The organism is Escherichia sp. HH26CH, assembly GCF_009820205.1.
GTDB lineage: Bacteria > Pseudomonadota > Gammaproteobacteria > Enterobacterales > Enterobacteriaceae > Escherichia > Escherichia coli_F.
The window spans coordinates 194,929-211,102 of sequence record NZ_VNXM01000012.1; the positions used below are offsets into that span (position 1 = coordinate 194,929).

The following is a 16,174-nucleotide window of genomic DNA, read 5'->3' on the forward strand; positions in this document are numbered from 1 at the left end:
ACAAGTATACCCTGGCTTAAGTACCGGGTTAGTTAACTTAAGGAGAATGACATGGCGGTAACGCAAACAGCCCAGGCCTGTGACCTGGTCATTTTCGGCGCGAAAGGCGACCTTGCGCGTCGTAAATTGCTGCCTTCCCTGTATCAACTGGAAAAAGCCGGTCAGCTCAACCCGGACACCCGGATTATCGGCGTAGGGCGTGCTGACTGGGATAAAGCGGCTTATACCAAAGTTGTCCGCGAGGCGCTCGAAACTTTCATGAAAGAAACCATTGATGAAGGTTTATGGGACACCCTGAGTGCACGTCTGGATTTTTGTAATCTCGATGTCAATGACACAACTGCATTCAGCCGTCTCGGTGCGATGCTGGATCAAAAAAATCGTATCACCATTAACTACTTTGCCATGCCGCCCAGCACTTTTGGTGCAATCTGCAAAGGGCTTGGCGAGGCAAAACTGAATGCTAAACCGGCACGCGTAGTCATGGAGAAACCGCTGGGGACGTCGCTGGCGACCTCGCAGGAAATCAATGATCAGGTTGGCGAATACTTCGAGGAGTGCCAGGTTTACCGTATCGACCACTATCTTGGTAAAGAAACGGTGCTGAACCTGTTGGCGCTGCGTTTTGCTAACTCCCTGTTTGTGAATAACTGGGACAATCGCACCATTGATCATGTTGAGATTACCGTGGCAGAAGAAGTGGGGATCGAAGGGCGCTGGGGCTATTTTGATAAAGCCGGTCAGATGCGCGACATGATCCAGAACCACCTGCTGCAAATTCTTTGCATGATTGCGATGTCTCCGCCGTCTGACCTGAGTGCAGACAGCATCCGCGATGAAAAAGTGAAAGTACTGAAGTCTCTGCGCCGCATTGACCGCTCCAACGTGCGCGAAAAAACCGTACGCGGGCAATATACTGCGGGCTTCGCCCAGGGCAAAAAAGTGCCGGGATATCTGGAAGAAGAGGGCGCGAACAAGAGCAGCAATACAGAAACCTTCGTGGCGATCCGCGTCGACATCGACAACTGGCGCTGGGCCGGAGTGCCATTCTACCTGCGTACTGGTAAACGCCTGCCGACCAAATGCTCTGAAGTTGTGGTCTATTTCAAAACACCTGAACTGAATCTGTTCAAAGAGTCGTGGCAGGATTTGCCTCAGAATAAACTGACTATCCGTCTGCAACCTGATGAAGGCGTGGATATCCAGGTACTGAATAAAGTTCCTGGCCTTGACCACAAACATAACCTGCAAATCACCAAGCTGGATCTGAGCTATTCAGAAACCTTTAATCAAACGCATCTGGCAGATGCCTATGAACGTCTGCTGCTGGAAACCATGCGTGGTATTCAGGCACTGTTCGTACGTCGCGATGAAGTGGAAGAAGCCTGGAAATGGGTAGACTCCATTACTGAGGCGTGGGCGATGGACAATGATGCGCCGAAACCGTATCAGGCCGGAACCTGGGGACCCGTTGCCTCGGTGGCGATGATTACCCGTGATGGTCGTTCCTGGAATGAGTTTGAGTAATATCTGCGCTTATCCTTTATGGTTGTTTTACCGGTAACATGATCTTGCACAGATTGTAGAACAATTTTTACACTTTCAGGCCTCGTGCGGATTCACCCACGAGGCTTTTTTTATTACACTGACTGAAACGTTTTTGCCCTATGAGCTCCGGTTACAGGCGTTTCAGTCATAAATCCTCTGAATGAAACGCGTTGTGAATCATCCTGCTCTGACAACTCAATTTCAGGAGCCTTTATGAATCCACAATTGTTACGCGTAACAAATCGAATCATTGAACGTTCGCGCGAGACTCGCTCTGCTTACCTCGCCCGGATAGAACAAGCGAAAACTTCGACCGTTCATCGTTCGCAGTTGGCATGTGGTAACCTGGCACACGGTTTCGCTGCCTGCCAGCCAGAAGACAAAGCCTCTTTGAAAAGCATGTTGCGTAACAATATCGCCATCATCACTTCCTATAACGACATGCTCTCCGCACACCAGCCTTATGAACACTATCCAGAAATCATTCGTAAAGCCCTGCATGAAGCGAATGCGGTTGGTCAGGTTGCGGGCGGTGTTCCGGCGATGTGTGATGGTGTCACCCAGGGGCAGGATGGAATGGAATTGTCGCTGTTAAGCCGCGAAGTGATTGCGATGTCTGCGGCGGTGGGGCTGTCCCATAACATGTTTGATGGTGCGCTGTTCCTCGGTGTGTGCGACAAGATTGTCCCCGGGCTGACGATGGCAGCCCTGTCGTTTGGGCATTTGCCTGCGGTGTTTGTGCCGTCAGGTCCGATGGCAAGCGGTTTGCCAAATAAAGAAAAAGTGCGGATTCGCCAGCTTTATGCTGAAGGTAAAGTGGACCGCATGGCATTACTGGAGTCAGAAGCCGCGTCTTATCATGCGCCGGGAACATGTACTTTTTACGGTACCGCCAATACGAATCAGATGGTGGTGGAGTTTATGGGGATGCAGTTGCCGGGCTCTTCTTTTGTTCATCCGGACTCCCCGCTGCGCGATGCTTTGACCGCTGCCGCTGCGCGCCAGGTTACACGCATGACCGGCAATGGTAATGAATGGATGCCGATCGGTAAGATGATCGATGAGAAAGTGGTGGTGAACGGTATCGTTGCACTGCTGGCGACCGGTGGTTCCACTAACCACACCATGCACCTGGTGGCGATGGCGCGCGCAGCCGGTATTCAGATTAACTGGGATGACTTCTCTGACCTTTCTGATGTTGTACCGCTGATGGCACGTCTCTACCCGAACGGTCCGGCCGATATTAACCACTTCCAGGCGGCAGGTGGCGTACCGGTTCTGGTGCGTGAACTGCTCAAAGCAGGCCTGCTGCATGAAGATGTCAATACGGTGGCAGGCTTTGGTCTGTCTCGTTATACCCTTGAACCATGGCTGAATAATGGTGAACTGGACTGGCGGGAAGGGGCGGAAAAATCACTCGACAGCAATGTGATCGCTTCCTTCGAACAACCTTTCTCTCATCATGGTGGGACAAAAGTGTTAAGCGGTAACCTGGGCCGCGCGGTTATGAAAACCTCTGCCGTGCCGGTTGAGAACCAGGTGATTGAAGCGCCTGCGGTTGTTTTTGAAAGCCAGCATGACGTTATGCCGGCCTTTGAAGCGGGTTTGCTGAACCGCGATTGTGTCGTTGTTGTCCGTCATCAGGGGCCAAAAGCGAACGGAATGCCAGAATTACATAAACTCATGCCGCCACTTGGTGTATTATTGGACCGGTGTTTCAAAATTGCGTTAGTTACCGATGGACGACTCTCCGGCGCTTCAGGTAAAGTGCCGTCAGCTATCCACGTAACACCAGAAGCCTACGATGGCGGGCTGCTGGCAAAAGTGCGCGACGGGGACATCATTCGTGTGAATGGACAGACAGGCGAACTGACGCTGCTGGTAGACGAAGCGGAACTGGCTGCTCGCGAACCACACATTCCTGACCTGAGCGCGTCACGCGTGGGAACAGGACGTGAATTATTCAGCGCCTTGCGCGAAAAACTGTCCGGTGCCGAACAGGGCGCAACCTGTATCACTTTTTAAGACGACAAATTTGTAATCAGGCGAGAGAAAACTCTGATGAAAAACTGGAAAACAAGTGCAGAATCAATCCTGACCACCGGCCCGGTTGTACCGGTTATCGTGGTAAAAAAACTGGAACACGCGGTGCCGATGGCAAAAGCGTTGGTTGCTGGTGGGGTGCGCGTTCTGGAAGTGACTCTGCGTACCGAGTGTGCAGTTGACGCTATCCGTGCTATCGCCAAAGAAGTGCCTGAAGCGATTGTGGGTGCCGGTACGGTGCTGAATCCACAGCAGCTTGCAGAAGTCACCGAAGCGGGTGCACAGTTCGCAATTAGCCCGGGTCTGACCGAGCCGCTGCTGAAAGCTGCTACCGAAGGGACTATTCCTCTGATTCCGGGGATCAGCACTGTTTCCGAACTGATGCTGGGTATGGACTACGGTTTGAAAGAGTTCAAATTCTTCCCGGCTGAAGCTAACGGCGGCGTGAAAGCCCTGCAGGCGATCGCGGGTCCGTTCTCCCAGGTCCGTTTCTGCCCGACAGGTGGTATTTCTCCGGCTAACTACCGTGACTACCTGGCGCTGAAAAGCGTGCTCTGCATCGGTGGTTCCTGGCTGGTTCCGGCAGATGCGCTGGAAGCGGGCGATTACGACCGCATTACTAAGCTGGCGCGTGAAGCTGTAGAAGGCGCTAAGCTGTAAAAGTCAAAATGCCCGATCGAGGATCGGGCATTTTTGTAGCATTTTTTTGCCGGGTTTAACCCTGTACTTTTACCTGTGCTGCGGCGTGCTTTGCGCGCTCAATCGCTTCATCAACGCTCTCAGCGGTCGCCAGCGCTACACCCAGACGACGGCTGCCATCAATTTCCGGCTTACCAAATAAACGAATCTGCAAACCTGCCCCTACGGCATTCTGCACATTATCAAACGTGACATTCTGACTGGTCAGTTGTGGCAGGATAACGGCAGAAGCTGCAGGGCCATACTGGCGGATCCCGCCAACCGGAAGTCCGAGGAAAGCACGCACATGCAGGGCAAATTCCGAGAGATCCTGAGAAATTAACGTCACCATCCCGGTATCATGTGGGCGAGGGGAGACCTCACTGAAAATCACCTCATCACCACAGACAAACAGCTCGACACCAAACAGCCCATAACCGCCCAGTGCCAGCACCACTTTACGGGCAATCTCTTGCGCACGTTCCAAAGCCAGCTGGCTCATTTGCTGTGGTTGCCAGGATTCACGATAGTCGCCATCTTCCTGGCGATGACCTACCGGTGCACAGAAATGGACGCCATCCACCGCGCTGACGGTTAGCAGGGTAATTTCGAAATCAAACTTAACGACGCCTTCAACAATTACGCGGCCCGCTCCGGCGCGTCCACCTTGCTGAGCGTATTCCCACGCATGTGTAAGCTGCTCGGCGGAACGAATAAACGTCTGCCCTTTGCCGGAAGAGCTCATTACCGGTTTAACTATGCAGGGATAGCCAATAGCGGCAACTGCTTCGCGGAAAAGACTTTCGCTATCGGCAAAACGATAAGTTGAAGTGGGTAGCTGCAGTTCTTCTGCCGCCAGGCGACGGATACCCTCGCGATTCATCGTTAATTTCGTTGCGCGAGCGCAGGGGACAACATTCCGTCCTTCCTTTTCAAGCTGGATCAGCATATCAGTGGCAATAGCTTCGATCTCCGGCACGATATAATGTGGTTTTTCCAGTTCAACCACACGGCGTAATGCATCACCATCAAGCATATTAATGACATGGGAGCGATGCGCGACATGCATGGCTGGTGCGTCGGCATAGCGATCGACGGCAATCACCTCGACACCGAGACGCTGACACTCGATGGCCACTTCTTTACCCAGTTCACCGGAGCCTAATAACATCACGCGAGTTGCTGCCGGACGCAGCGCAGTGCCTAATAACGTCATAACGAATATCCCCTGATTAATTCCGCGCGCAGTATAAACGAAAACGTTTGCGCGTGTCTTTATTGTTGATGTTGATTTCCCAATCGAGAAGAAATATACTGTATAAAATCACAGTTATTATGAGAGGCTGCAAATGGCGGTTGAAGTTAAATACGTAGTCATTCGTGAGGGCGAAGAGAAAATGTCGTTTACCAGCAAAAAGGAAGCCGATGCTTATGACAAAATGCTTGATACGGCGGATCTGCTTGACACCTGGCTGACAAATTCTCCAGTGCAAATGGAAGACGAGCAACGTGAAGCCCTTTCGCTATGGCTGGCAGAACAAAAAGATGTGCTGAGCACCATTCTGAAAACCGGCAAATTACCGTCCCCACAGGTCGTCGGTGCTGAATCCGAAGAGGAAGATGCCTCACACGCGGCCTAAAGCAACTTGCGCTCCTGACAATTTGTACCATGCTTTCTCCTGAATCATTGTGCTATGGAGAAAAACATGAAAAAAAGAGGGGCGTTTTTAGGGCTGTTGTTGGTTTCTGCCTGCGCATCAGTTTTCGCTGCCAATAATGAAACCAGCAAGTCGGTCACTTTCCCAAAGTGTGAAGATCTGGATGCTGCCGGAATTGCCGCGAGCGTAAAACGTGATTATCAACAAAATCGCGTGGCGCGCTGGGCAGATGATCAAAAAATTGTCGGTCAGGCCGATCCTGTGGCATGGGTCAGTTTGCAGGACATTCAGGGTAAAGATGATAAATGGTCAGTACCGCTAACCGTGCGTGGTAAAAGTGCCGATATTCATTACCAGGTCAGCGTGGACTGCAAAGCGGGAATGGCGGAATATCAGCGGCGTTAATGGCCTCTGATAATTCGATTGACCGTCGGCGGATGCGGCGCGAGTGCCTGGTCCGCCCTACAAGGCACCTCAATCGTAGGCCTGGGAAGACGCAACAGCGTCGCATCGGGCAATCAGCATCAAACAATGCCACTCAAAACGTCAAATTACGTTCACCTAAAATACCCTTATCACCTGATATACAGTGAACACCTTACCTGGCGCGAATTTCTTTGAATAACGGCCTGCCGACCCGCTTATTTGCGCATCTTTTGTCTCGATATACATTTTCTGACATCCTCATCCGCTATGCTACAGGCACTAAAAATGGTTATTGAGGAGCAAATATGGCTAACTGGTTAAATCAACTGCAATCCCTGCTTGGGCAAAGCAGTTCTTCTACCTCCTCGTCTGCGGATCAGGGATTGGGCAAACTTTTAGTGCCGGGCGCATTAGGCGGATTGGCTGGGCTGCTGGTCGCAAATAAATCAGCACGTAAACTTCTTACGAAATATGGCACCAACGCGTTGCTGGTTGGCGGTGGAGCGGTAGCGGGTACGGTGCTGTGGAATAAATACAAAGATAAAATTCGCGCGGCGCATCAGGACGAACCGCAGTTTGGCGCGCAAAGTACGCCGCTGGATGAGCGTACGGAACGTTTGATCCTTGCGCTGGTCTTTGCCGCTAAAAGTGATGGTCATATTGATGCCAAAGAACGTGCGGCAATCGACCTGCAATTGCGTGAAGCCGGCGTGGAAGAGCAGGGGCGTGTACTCATTGAGCAGGCAATCGAACAACCGCTGGATCCACAACGCCTGGCTACCGGGGTCCGCAATGAAGAAGAGGCGCTGGAAATCTATTTCCTGAGCTGCGCGGCTATTGATATTGACCATTTTATGGAACGCAGTTACCTGAATGCACTGGGTGACGCGCTGAAAATCCCCCAGGACGTTCGTGAAGGCATTGAACGAGATCTCGAACAGCAAAAACGCACTTTGGCGGAATAATTCCGCTCTGGATAGCCTGAAGTTGACTATTTCGGGCTATCCAGAACCACACAGCCATTTGAGCAGGCTGATTTTCTCTGTCTGCATAACATTCGATATCCGCGCCATTACCTGTCATCATCTAAGCAATGACTACCCTGTTTCGCTTGCATCCCCGGTGAGTTTTGCCACCCTTATAAGATGTTTCAACCAGAAAGAACAATAACATGCTACCAAAAGCCGCTCGCATTCCCCACGCCATGACGCTTCATGGCGATACGCGCATCGATAATTACTACTGGCTGCGGGACGATACGCGTTCGCAGCCGGAAGTGCTGGACTACCTGCAACAAGAAAATAGTTACGGTCATCGGGTGATGGCCTCACAACAAGCCTTGCAGGATCGAATCTTAAAGGAAATCATCGACCGTATTCCGCAAAGAGAAGTTTCTGCGCCCTACATTAAAAATGGTTACCGCTACCGGCATATTTATGAACCTGGCTGTGAATATGCTATCTACCAGCGTCAATCGGCGTTCAGTGAAGAATGGGACGAGTGGGAAACATTGCTCGATGCTAACAAACGCGCAGCGCACAGTGAGTTTTATTCCATGGGCGGAATGGCGATTACGCCCGATAACACCATTATGGCACTGGCAGAAGATTTTCTTTCCCGACGCCAGTACGGCATTCGTTTTCGTAATCTGGAAACAGGTAACTGGTATCCGGAACTGCTGGATAACGTTGAACCCAGCTTTGTCTGGGCAAATGATTCCTGGACTTTCTACTATGTTCGCAAGCATCCGGTGACGCTGCTTCCTTATCAGGTCTGGCGTCACGCCATCGGTACGCCAGCATCGCAGGATAAACTGATCTACGAAGAAAAAGACGATACCTATTACGTCAGCCTGCATAAAACGACCTCGAAGCACTATGTAGTCATTCATCTGGCCAGCGCCACCACCAGTGAAGTTCGCCTGCTGGACGCGGAAATGGCCGATGCCGAGCCGTTTGTTTTTCTGCCGCGACGCAAAGATCACGAATACAGCCTTGATCACTACCAGCATCGGTTTTATCTGCGTTCCAACCGCCACGGCAAAAACTTTGGCTTATACCGTACCCGTATGCGTGATGAGCAACGGTGGGAAGAGTTAATTCCGCCACGCGATAACATTATGCTGGAAGGGTTTACGCTGTTTACCGACTGGCTGGTGGTTGAAGAGCGTCAGCGCGGGTTAACCAGTTTGCGCCAAATCAACCGCAAGACCCGGGAAGTCATTGGCATTGCCTTTGATGATCCGGCCTATGTGACCTGGATTGCCTACAATCCAGAACCTGAAACCGCGCGATTGCGTTATGGTTATTCTTCCATGACCACACCAGATACTTTGTTTGAACTGGATATGGATACCGGTGAGCGTCGTGTATTAAAACAAACGGAAGTTCCCGGTTTTGATGCGGCGAATTACCGCAGTGAACACCTGTGGATAGTCGCCCGTGATGGCGTCGAAGTCCCGGTTTCGCTGGTTTATCATCGCAAACATTTTCGCAAAGGACACAACCCGCTACTGGTGTATGGCTACGGTTCTTACGGCGCAAGTATTGATGCCGATTTCAGTTTTAGCCGCTTGAGTTTGTTGGATCGTGGATTTGTCTACGCCATTGTCCATGTTCGCGGCGGTGGTGAGCTGGGGCAACAATGGTACGAAGACGGAAAATTTCTGAAGAAGAAAAATACGTTTAATGATTATCTTGATGCCTGCGATGCATTGTTAAAACTGGGCTATGGCTCTCCTTCGCTCTGTTATGCGATGGGCGGGAGTGCGGGGGGCATGTTGATGGGCGTTGCAATTAATCAACGCCCGGAATTGTTCCACGGCGTTATCGCCCAGGTACCATTTGTTGATGTTGTAACAACGATGCTTGATGAATCAATTCCTCTTACCACTGGTGAGTTTGAAGAGTGGGGGAATCCGCAGGATCCGCAATATTACGAGTACATGAAAAGCTACAGCCCGTATGACAACGTTACCTCCCAGGCTTATCCGCATTTGCTGGTAACGACCGGTTTGCACGATTCTCAGGTGCAATATTGGGAACCGGCAAAATGGGTCGCTAAATTGCGCGAGCTGAAAACCGATAACCATCTTTTATTGCTCTGTACCGACATGGACTCAGGCCATGGCGGTAAATCTGGTCGCTTTAAATCGTATGAAGGCGTAGCGATGGAATATGCTTTTCTGGTCGCGCTGGCACAGGGAACATTACCCGCTAAGCCAGTAGATTAAGTATTTTCCAGATAATGTTTCAGTGTTAAACGCAGCTCCGGGCTCATGCTGTCCAGGTTATTAAATAACCAGCGCAGATAGCCCGGATCGCGTTCGGCAACGTCGGAAACCGCTTTGCCACGGTATTTGCCAAAGGTGAAGGTCGTCATCAACGATGGACGTCCGGTGATATCGGCCATCTGTTCTGCCGTCCAGCCGGAGGTGTTCATAATATCGATAAGCAACGCAGCGGTGATATAACAGTCATACAACGCGCGGTGATGATGCAGGCCCGGCGGCGTCTGTACATTGAGCTTCCGTGTTTTATATAACGCCATATTGCTGTACTTGATCCCTGGCCACAGACGACGGGCCAGTTTCATAGTGCAAATCCACTCACCGGGCATCTCAGGCAGTACGCGGCGGTCAAAGCTGGCGTTGTGCGCGACATACCATTCACTACCGTAATAGTGCGGGATCACATCTTCAATCCACGGTTTATCGGCGACCATGGCTTCGGTGATGCGATGAATCGCCATCGCCTGTGGACTAATAGGACGATCGGGGCGCACCAGGTGGCTCATGGGGTTGACGATTTTTCCGTCAATGACATCAACAGAGGCAATCTCAACGATCCCTCCCTGCAAACCGCAGGTTTCTGTATCGATAATGCGCAACATGGCATGCTCCAGGCCGAAAAAGCCTAGCGTAATGGAATGATATCGCCTTGCCAACCCTGTGATGAACGCTGACCGACTAACAATAATGAACCACGATCGGCGCGAACGATGAGACGACCATGTTCATCCCATAGTGCACTGTTACCACGGGCATTTGCCATCAGCACGGCAATTGAGTACTGATGTGAAAAAAATTGTAAGCGGCGGGTCGACGCCAGCAGGTCGGGTTCCCCCAGACATTGCCCTGTCGTAAATAGTGAACAGGTCGGATCCATATCCATACCTTGCGGTTGTTCATCGACCACCGTGATGGTTCTGGAACGACGGCCCAGACATGCACCATGACTCTGATGGTAGATCCCTGGCGTTTTTCGCCACGGTGCGAACACCGCAATTCCACGAATAAAGCGATCATTATATTCAACGGGAAGGCCGGCAATGATGGTCATTCGCCAGGTCGTTGCAGCATAACAAAGCGGGTCTAACAGCGAGAGATCGGGTGGGGCAGGAAGGGCACGTCGCGAATAATCACACCCCAGTAAAGAAAGCGATGGAAAAACTAACAGCTGACATTGTTGCCTGGCGGCGGCCCTCACAAACTCCAGATGATGAGCTACCTGTTCGGTCAGTGAGGTTTTACGAGGCTCATATTGCGCTGCTGCAACTTTCCAGAACGACATAATGACTTCCTTTTCAAAATGACTGCAAATTATGGGTGCGGTTTAGAAAATACTCATAATTTAGCAGGCGTTATGTAAGAAAGTGTAACTCTGTATAAGTTTTATTTAAGTTTGGGCTCGTAAGGTAAACGTGACAGATTGACCGAAGCCAAACGGTGGGCGATAAGCCGCTCGCGAAACCAGCTGCGCAAATGTTCAGGCTGTTCACGTTCAACCGCTTCAGCGATCACCGGCATATTGTAGCGTTCTTTAAATGCCACCCCGGCTGCCGCCAAATCGACATTCACTTTATCCATTTCTGTTTGATCCAGTTTAGCCAGATTCTTCAGCATTCTTAATCTCCTCATCATTCGCGGGCAAAAGTTACTAAGAGTGAGCCTGGATGGCAAGCCGGAATTGATGATCCTCGACTCAGACATTAGACAAGGTTATGCTCTGTAAAAAAGTTATTACAAAAAGGAATAGATAATATGACTTCAACTGCACGCTCCCTTCGCTACGCGCTGGCAATCCTGACCACTACGTTGGTGACACCTTCCGTCTGGGCACATGCGCATTTAACGCATCAGTATCCTGCGGCAAACGCGCAAGTGACAGCTGCCCCGCAGGCAATCACTTTAAACTTCTCGGAAGGCGTTGAAACAGGATTCAGTGGTGCAAAAATCACGGGGCCAAAAAACGAAAATATTAAAACATTACCGGCGAAGCGGAATGAGCAGGACCAAAAGCAACTGATTGTTCCACTGGCCGATTCGCTGAAACCCGGAACCTACACCGTTGACTGGCATGTTGTTTCGGTGGACGGGCATAAAACGAAAGGACACTACACCTTTAGCGTGAAATAAATCATGCTGGCGTTTACCTGGATCGCGCTGCGATTTATCCATTTCACCTCGCTGATGCTGGTTTTTGGCTTCGCAATGTACGGTGCCTGGCTGGCCCCCTTAACGATTCGTCGCTTGCTGACGAAGCGTTTTCTGCGTTTACAACAGCACGCTGCCGTCTGGAGTTTGAGCAGTGCCACTGCAATGCTCGCAGTTCAGGGCGGGTTGATGGGAACGGGATGGTCAGATGTATTTTCGCCAAACATTTGGCAGGCTGTTTTGCAAACGCAGTTTGGTGGCGTCTGGTTATGGCAAATTGTTCTCGCCCTCGTAACGTTGATCGTCGCCCTTATGCAACCGCGGAATATGCCACGTTTGCTGTTTATGCTCACTACCGCGCAATTTATTCTGCTGGCGGGAGTCGGGCATGCGACGCTGAATGAAGGGGTAACGGCGAAAATCCATCAGACTAATCACGCGATTCACCTGATCTGTGCGGCGGCGTGGTTTGGAGGATTACTTCCGGTGCTCTGGTGTATGCAACTCATCAAAGGCCGTTGGCGACACCAGGCTATTCAGGCGCTGATGCGTTTTTCCTGGTGCGGGCATTTTGCGGTGATCGGCGTACTGGCAAGCGGCGTGCTTAATGCATTGTTGATTACCAGATTTCCCCCCACGCTTACGACTTACTGGGGCCAACTCTTATTGCTCAAAGCCATCCTGGTGATGATTATGGTGGTCATCGCGCTGGCTAATCGTTATGTTCTTGTACCGCGCATGAGGCAGGATGAAGATCGTGCGGCTCCCTGGTTTGTGTGGATGACTAAACTCGAATGGGCGATAGGTGCGGTAGTGCTGGTGATCATCAGCCTGCTTGCGACTCTCGAACCTTTTTGATGGATTACGAAAATGATGAAAAAAAGTATTCTGGCGTTTCTGTTACTCACCAGTTCTGCAGCGGCGCTGGCGGCACCGCAGGTGATTACCGTCAGTCGTTTTGAAGTGGGTAAAGACAAATGGGCATTTAACCGCGAAGAGGTGATGCTGACATGCCGACCGGGCCATGCGTTGTATGTTATTAATCCGAGTACCCTCGTGCAGTATCCTTTGAACGATATCGCACAAAAGGAAGTCGCCAGCGGGAAGACCAATGCCCAGCCCATTTCGGTGATTCAGATTGATGATCCTAACAATCCAGGTGAAAAAATGAGTCTGGCACCGTTTATAGAGCGAGCTGAAAAACTCTGTTAATTACCTAAAATAGCCTTTTGATTTCCAATAAAAAACCGCCTCATTTCTTTCACCAGAACAGGCGGTTTTTAACATTTAAGCTGATGACCACCACGCTTTTTATTGACCATTTTGCACGCAAACTGGAAAACCTGGCGTCGTCATCTATTCTTAAAGGGCAAGGCAACTAAGCCTGCATTAATGCCAACTTTTAGCGCACGGCTCTCTCCCAAGAGCCATTTCCCTGGACCGAATACAGGAATCGTGTTCGGTCTCTTTTTATCTGTTAAAAGCCAGAAGCATTCCCTTCGCTGACTTTATATTCAACCATAACACACACTCCACGGTCTTAGTCCAGCGTTTTTTAACATTCTTGTTAAGATTATGTGATCTTTAGCGCGGGAGGAAAATATTGATGAAACAGCCTGCGCCCGTTTATCAGAGAATTGCGGGTCATCAATGGCGACATATCTGGCTTTCAGGCGATATACACGGTTGTCTTGAGCAGTTGCGCCGCAAATTATGGCATTGTCGTTTTGATCCGTGGCGAGATTTACTTATCTCAGTGGGAGACGTTATCGATCGTGGGCCGCAAAGTTTACGTTGCCTGCAGTTACTGGAACAACATTGGGTTCGTGCGGTAAGAGGCAATCATGAACAGATGGCGATGGATGCGCTGGCATCCCAGCAGATGTCTTTGTGGTTGATGAATGGCGGCGACTGGTTTATTGCGCTGGCAGATAATCAACAGAAACAAGCGAAAACGGCGCTGGAAAAATGTCAGTATTTGCCCTTTATTCTTGAAGTACACATTCGCACCGGCAAACATGTTATTGCCCATGCCGATTATCCGGATGATGTTTATGAATGGCAAAAGGACGTCGATTTGCATCAGGTCTTGTGGAGCCGCTCACGATTACGTGAAGGCCAAAAAGGGCAGGGAATTACAGGTGCTGATCATTTCTGGTTTGGTCATACACCGTTGCGCCATCGCGTGGATATTGGCAACCTGCATTATATTGATACCGGTGCTGTCTTTGGGGGAGAACTGACTCTTGTGCAATTGCAATAATTAAAAATCAGCGTACTCCTGTGCAGGTCGCCAGAAACCATCTATAAAATCCTCAATCGGAAAACAACCGCCATGGCGGATCCGTTGATCGCTCATAGAATAAAGACACTGTTGTTCCGTGTTGTAGACATCCACAACAATATCTTCACAACCGCCATCCAGGTAGCAAACAAAAAGTACCAGCGCGAACATTTCATCCCCGAAGTGTGGTGCCGTACCGTTAAGTTTAGGAGAGATTTTACAACGGGGGAATAACCAGGACAAATAACCCGCCATGCCGACGGGTTCTTTTTGGATCAGGCAAGACGCATAATCCAGGCATCAGATTGTTGATCGTAACGGGTACGGTAAAGGACAGAGTGTTCGCCATTTAGCAGGGCAGGGATACTGGTTTCAGCATCCCAGGCATCCAGTTGCATACATAAATCGGGGTCTGATTTACAAGGAATGGTTAACGTTCGATCACCCGGCGATTCGCCGTGTAATTCGCCGTCGTCGATTTCAAAAGCGCCTATGCGCACACTGGTTTTCATCTTCGTGCTCTCCATTTAGCTGCCGGTTGTGGTACGACCAGTCCGATCGCACCATTTTTCAGCCTAGTTGAGGCAGCCGAATGTGCCAGTCAAAAAGTGCGCTTTTTTTGTGCGCTATCAGGCGTTACCTGTAAAAAGTTTCCCGTCCCGCACCAGTTCACGCGGGTAGCTGTTTTTCAGTCGCGAACCAATCCGTTTGGCTAAACCAATCGGCTGATGCTGGAAAGTAACCAATACATCATCCGCTACTGGCGCGGCTTGCGGGTAAACATCGCGCCCGCGATACCATTCTTCCGCTTCCTGCGGTGTCAGTTCAAAAGCGTTCACATTGTCGGGGGAGGCAAGGGCAATAACCGCTTCATGCTGCCAGCGATAACCTTTGTTATGTGTTTCGGCAAGTTTAATCCCCAACCGAGAAAATCGGACTTTACCGATCAAGGCTTCAATGCCCACCGGGAACAACCACAGTTCTTTGTCGCGTTGCCAGAGTCGCAGGTTTCCATCCCAGTTTAAGCCAACACTTGCAGCCGCCTGACGAATTTGACCGGCTTCGCGATCTTTCACCGGGCTAAACGGGAAATTGCCCACTTTGTATTTTGGGGCGGGTAAGACGGGGATCGCCTGAGTTTTACGCAGACGAGCAACGAAGAAGCCTTCGCAGTCGTAAATTTGTGGGAAAACATGCAAAAAGCCTTCTTCGGTCAGCGCCTTATTTGCACCAGGGAAGAGATCGCCAAGCGGTAAAAACTCTACTGCGTCGGGGTAAGTCTCTTTCAGCCACAGGCAGACGGCTTCATTTTCTTCCCGGTTTAAGGTACAGGTTGAGTAAACCAGCGTACCGCCAGGACGTAATGCATGAAAGGCACTGTCGATCAGTTCACGCTGGGTGGCAGCGATTTCCTGATTGCTTTCTGGTGACCAGTTTTTCAGCGCATCGGGATCTTTACGCACCACGCCTTCGCCGGAGCAGGGGGCGTCCAGCAAAATGGCATCGAACATTTCTGGCACTGCCGCACCAAATACACGGCCATCAAAATGCGTGAGCGCAACATTACGGATGCCACAGCGGCTGATATTGGCATGTAACACTTTTACCCGACTGGCGGAAAACTCATTGGCAAGGATCGCCCCTTCGTTATTCATCCGCGCGGCAATTTGCGTCGTTTTGGAGCCGGGCGCGGCAGCGACATCCATCACCCGCTGTGGTGCATTACCGTCAGCAAACAAGGCGGCGACGGGCAACATTGAACTGGCTTCCTGAATATAAAACAGGCCACTTAAATGCTCGGCGGTACTACCCAATGGCAAGGCATCTTCATCGTTGCGTTCAATCCAGAAACCTTCTTCACACCACGGAATTGGCGTAAGCGTCCAGCCATAAGGGGCGGTTAATTGCAGGAAATCAGCAACGGAGATTTTCAGCGTATTAACGCGAATACTACGGCGCAACGGGCGCTGACAGGCGGCAAGAAAATCATCAAATGAGAGCGTCGAAGGCATTGCTTCGCGCATTTGTGTCAGAAAGGCGTCCGGGAAATAAACGGTGTGTTGGGCCACGAGCATGTACCACTGGCAAAAAAACAGGCGCGCA

18 protein-coding genes are annotated in these 16,174 nt (G+C 50.7%); 11 read left to right on the forward strand and 7 right to left on the reverse strand.

Going from position 1 to position 16,174, the window contains the following annotated elements; all coding sequences use genetic code 11:
- Nucleotides 1-51: 51 nt before the first annotated feature.
- From zwf to kdgA, 3 genes are all read left to right on the forward strand, one after another.
- Entirely contained in the window at nucleotides 52-1,527 is a 1,476-nt protein-coding gene (zwf, locus tag FQ015_RS02945) for a glucose-6-phosphate dehydrogenase (RefSeq protein WP_108451181.1), read from the forward strand.
- Between the two features lie 234 nt (nucleotides 1,528-1,761).
- Nucleotides 1,762-3,573, forward strand: coding sequence for a phosphogluconate dehydratase (gene edd / locus FQ015_RS02950; RefSeq protein ID WP_160523690.1), 1,812 nt, complete (start codon nucleotides 1,762-1,764; stop codon nucleotides 3,571-3,573).
- 36 nt (nucleotides 3,574-3,609) lie between these two features.
- Nucleotides 3,610-4,251, forward strand: coding sequence for a bifunctional 4-hydroxy-2-oxoglutarate aldolase/2-dehydro-3-deoxy-phosphogluconate aldolase (gene kdgA / locus FQ015_RS02955; RefSeq protein ID WP_000800512.1), 642 nt, complete (start codon nucleotides 3,610-3,612; stop codon nucleotides 4,249-4,251).
- Nucleotides 4,252-4,306: 55 nt separating this feature from the next.
- Here kdgA and purT read toward each other — a convergent pair whose 3' ends face one another.
- Nucleotides 4,307-5,485 (reverse strand): formate-dependent phosphoribosylglycinamide formyltransferase, encoded by a 1,179-nt coding sequence (gene purT / locus FQ015_RS02960; protein WP_160523691.1) that lies wholly within the window; start codon nucleotides 5,483-5,485, stop codon nucleotides 4,307-4,309.
- 133 nt (nucleotides 5,486-5,618) lie between these two features.
- Between purT and yebG the strand changes: the two genes are divergently transcribed.
- The 4 genes from yebG to ptrB all read left to right on the forward strand — a co-directional run bounded on the left by yebG (nucleotide 5,619) and on the right by ptrB (nucleotide 9,585).
- Entirely contained in the window at nucleotides 5,619-5,909 is a 291-nt protein-coding gene (gene yebG / locus FQ015_RS02965; RefSeq protein WP_000257738.1) for a DNA damage-inducible protein YebG, read from the forward strand.
- Nucleotides 5,910-5,975: 66 nt separating this feature from the next.
- Nucleotides 5,976-6,332, forward strand: coding sequence for a protein YebF (gene yebF, locus FQ015_RS02970; RefSeq protein ID WP_001350516.1), 357 nt, complete (start codon nucleotides 5,976-5,978; stop codon nucleotides 6,330-6,332).
- A gap of 326 nt (nucleotides 6,333-6,658) precedes the next feature.
- Nucleotides 6,659-7,318, forward strand: a complete 660-nt coding sequence (locus FQ015_RS02975; RefSeq protein ID WP_001602721.1) for a tellurite resistance TerB family protein — start codon at nucleotides 6,659-6,661, stop codon at nucleotides 7,316-7,318.
- Between the two features lie 206 nt (nucleotides 7,319-7,524).
- Entirely contained in the window at nucleotides 7,525-9,585 is a 2,061-nt protein-coding gene (gene ptrB, locus FQ015_RS02980; RefSeq protein ID WP_105279001.1) for an oligopeptidase B, read from the forward strand.
- On the opposite strand, the gene exoX is transcribed toward ptrB, so the two are convergent.
- The 3 genes from exoX to holE form a co-directional block, all read right to left on the reverse strand.
- Nucleotides 9,582-10,244 carry an exodeoxyribonuclease X gene (exoX, locus tag FQ015_RS02985; RefSeq protein ID WP_000944256.1) on the reverse strand — a complete coding sequence of 221 codons (663 nt, stop codon included), beginning with the start codon at nucleotides 10,242-10,244 and terminating at the stop codon, nucleotides 9,582-9,584. The two genes, ptrB and exoX, sit on opposite strands and share 4 nt — an antisense overlap.
- Before the next feature lie 23 nt (nucleotides 10,245-10,267).
- On the reverse strand, nucleotides 10,268-10,924 hold the full coding sequence (yobB, locus tag FQ015_RS02990; RefSeq protein ID WP_000011660.1) for a carbon-nitrogen hydrolase family protein YobB: 657 nt from the start codon (nucleotides 10,922-10,924) through the stop codon (nucleotides 10,268-10,270).
- 101 nt (nucleotides 10,925-11,025) lie between these two features.
- Complete coding sequence (gene holE, locus FQ015_RS02995; protein WP_000916763.1) at nucleotides 11,026-11,256, reverse strand: DNA polymerase III subunit theta; 231 nt, start codon at nucleotides 11,254-11,256, stop codon at nucleotides 11,026-11,028.
- 138 nt (nucleotides 11,257-11,394) lie between these two features.
- Between holE and yobA the strand changes: the two genes are divergently transcribed.
- The 4 genes from yobA to pphA all read left to right on the forward strand — a co-directional run bounded on the left by yobA (nucleotide 11,395) and on the right by pphA (nucleotide 14,050).
- A complete protein-coding gene (gene yobA / locus FQ015_RS03000; protein WP_000204701.1) occupies nucleotides 11,395-11,769 on the forward strand; it encodes a CopC domain-containing protein YobA in 375 nt (124 codons plus the stop codon).
- A gap of 3 nt (nucleotides 11,770-11,772) precedes the next feature.
- On the forward strand, nucleotides 11,773-12,645 hold the full coding sequence (gene copD, locus FQ015_RS03005) for a copper homeostasis membrane protein CopD (RefSeq protein WP_039020725.1): 873 nt from the start codon (nucleotides 11,773-11,775) through the stop codon (nucleotides 12,643-12,645).
- A gap of 12 nt (nucleotides 12,646-12,657) precedes the next feature.
- On the forward strand, nucleotides 12,658-12,999 hold the full coding sequence (locus FQ015_RS03010; protein ID WP_000976467.1) for a YebY family protein: 342 nt from the start codon (nucleotides 12,658-12,660) through the stop codon (nucleotides 12,997-12,999).
- Nucleotides 13,000-13,393: 394 nt separating this feature from the next.
- Nucleotides 13,394-14,050: a protein-serine/threonine phosphatase gene (gene pphA, locus FQ015_RS03015; RefSeq protein ID WP_160523692.1), complete on the forward strand. Its 657-nt coding sequence runs from the start codon at nucleotides 13,394-13,396 to the stop codon at nucleotides 14,048-14,050.
- On the opposite strand, the gene FQ015_RS03020 is transcribed toward pphA, so the two are convergent.
- From FQ015_RS03020 to rsmF, 3 genes are all read right to left on the reverse strand, one after another.
- Nucleotides 14,051-14,242, reverse strand: a complete 192-nt coding sequence (locus FQ015_RS03020; protein WP_202385057.1) for a YebW family protein — start codon at nucleotides 14,240-14,242, stop codon at nucleotides 14,051-14,053.
- A 104-nt stretch (nucleotides 14,243-14,346) separates the two neighbouring features.
- Entirely contained in the window at nucleotides 14,347-14,583 is a 237-nt protein-coding gene (locus tag FQ015_RS03025; RefSeq protein WP_001295499.1) for a YebV family protein, read from the reverse strand.
- Nucleotides 14,584-14,700: 117 nt separating this feature from the next.
- Complete coding sequence (rsmF, locus tag FQ015_RS03030; protein WP_160523694.1) at nucleotides 14,701-16,140, reverse strand: 16S rRNA (cytosine(1407)-C(5))-methyltransferase RsmF; 1,440 nt, start codon at nucleotides 16,138-16,140, stop codon at nucleotides 14,701-14,703.
- Nucleotides 16,141-16,174 lie beyond the last annotated feature (34 nt).

Bases quoted from the DNA above. Each gene is read 5' to 3' on its own strand.
- yobB (WP_000011660.1), bottom strand. From the start codon at position 10,924: ATGTCGTTCTGGAAAGTTGCAGCAGCGCAATATGAGCCTCGTAAAACC.
- zwf (WP_108451181.1), top strand. From the start codon at position 52: ATGGCGGTAACGCAAACAGCCCAGGCCTGTGACCTGGTCATTTTCGGC.
- FQ015_RS03010 (WP_000976467.1), top strand. From the start codon at position 12,658: ATGATGAAAAAAAGTATTCTGGCGTTTCTGTTACTCACCAGTTCTGCA.
- copD (WP_039020725.1), top strand. From the start codon at position 11,773: ATGCTGGCGTTTACCTGGATCGCGCTGCGATTTATCCATTTCACCTCG.
- holE (WP_000916763.1), bottom strand. From the start codon at position 11,256: ATGCTGAAGAATCTGGCTAAACTGGATCAAACAGAAATGGATAAAGTG.
- yebF (WP_001350516.1), top strand. From the start codon at position 5,976: ATGAAAAAAAGAGGGGCGTTTTTAGGGCTGTTGTTGGTTTCTGCCTGC.
- FQ015_RS03025 (WP_001295499.1), bottom strand. From the start codon at position 14,583: ATGAAAACCAGTGTGCGCATAGGCGCTTTTGAAATCGACGACGGCGAA.
- pphA (WP_160523692.1), top strand. From the start codon at position 13,394: ATGAAACAGCCTGCGCCCGTTTATCAGAGAATTGCGGGTCATCAATGG.
- edd (WP_160523690.1), top strand. From the start codon at position 1,762: ATGAATCCACAATTGTTACGCGTAACAAATCGAATCATTGAACGTTCG.
- exoX (WP_000944256.1), bottom strand. From the start codon at position 10,244: ATGTTGCGCATTATCGATACAGAAACCTGCGGTTTGCAGGGAGGGATC.
- kdgA (WP_000800512.1), top strand. From the start codon at position 3,610: ATGAAAAACTGGAAAACAAGTGCAGAATCAATCCTGACCACCGGCCCG.
- FQ015_RS02975 (WP_001602721.1), top strand. From the start codon at position 6,659: ATGGCTAACTGGTTAAATCAACTGCAATCCCTGCTTGGGCAAAGCAGT.
- purT (WP_160523691.1), bottom strand. From the start codon at position 5,485: ATGACGTTATTAGGCACTGCGCTGCGTCCGGCAGCAACTCGCGTGATG.
- yebG (WP_000257738.1), top strand. From the start codon at position 5,619: ATGGCGGTTGAAGTTAAATACGTAGTCATTCGTGAGGGCGAAGAGAAA.
- ptrB (WP_105279001.1), top strand. From the start codon at position 7,525: ATGCTACCAAAAGCCGCTCGCATTCCCCACGCCATGACGCTTCATGGC.
- yobA (WP_000204701.1), top strand. From the start codon at position 11,395: ATGACTTCAACTGCACGCTCCCTTCGCTACGCGCTGGCAATCCTGACC.
- FQ015_RS03020 (WP_202385057.1), bottom strand. From the start codon at position 14,242: ATGTTCGCGCTGGTACTTTTTGTTTGCTACCTGGATGGCGGTTGTGAA.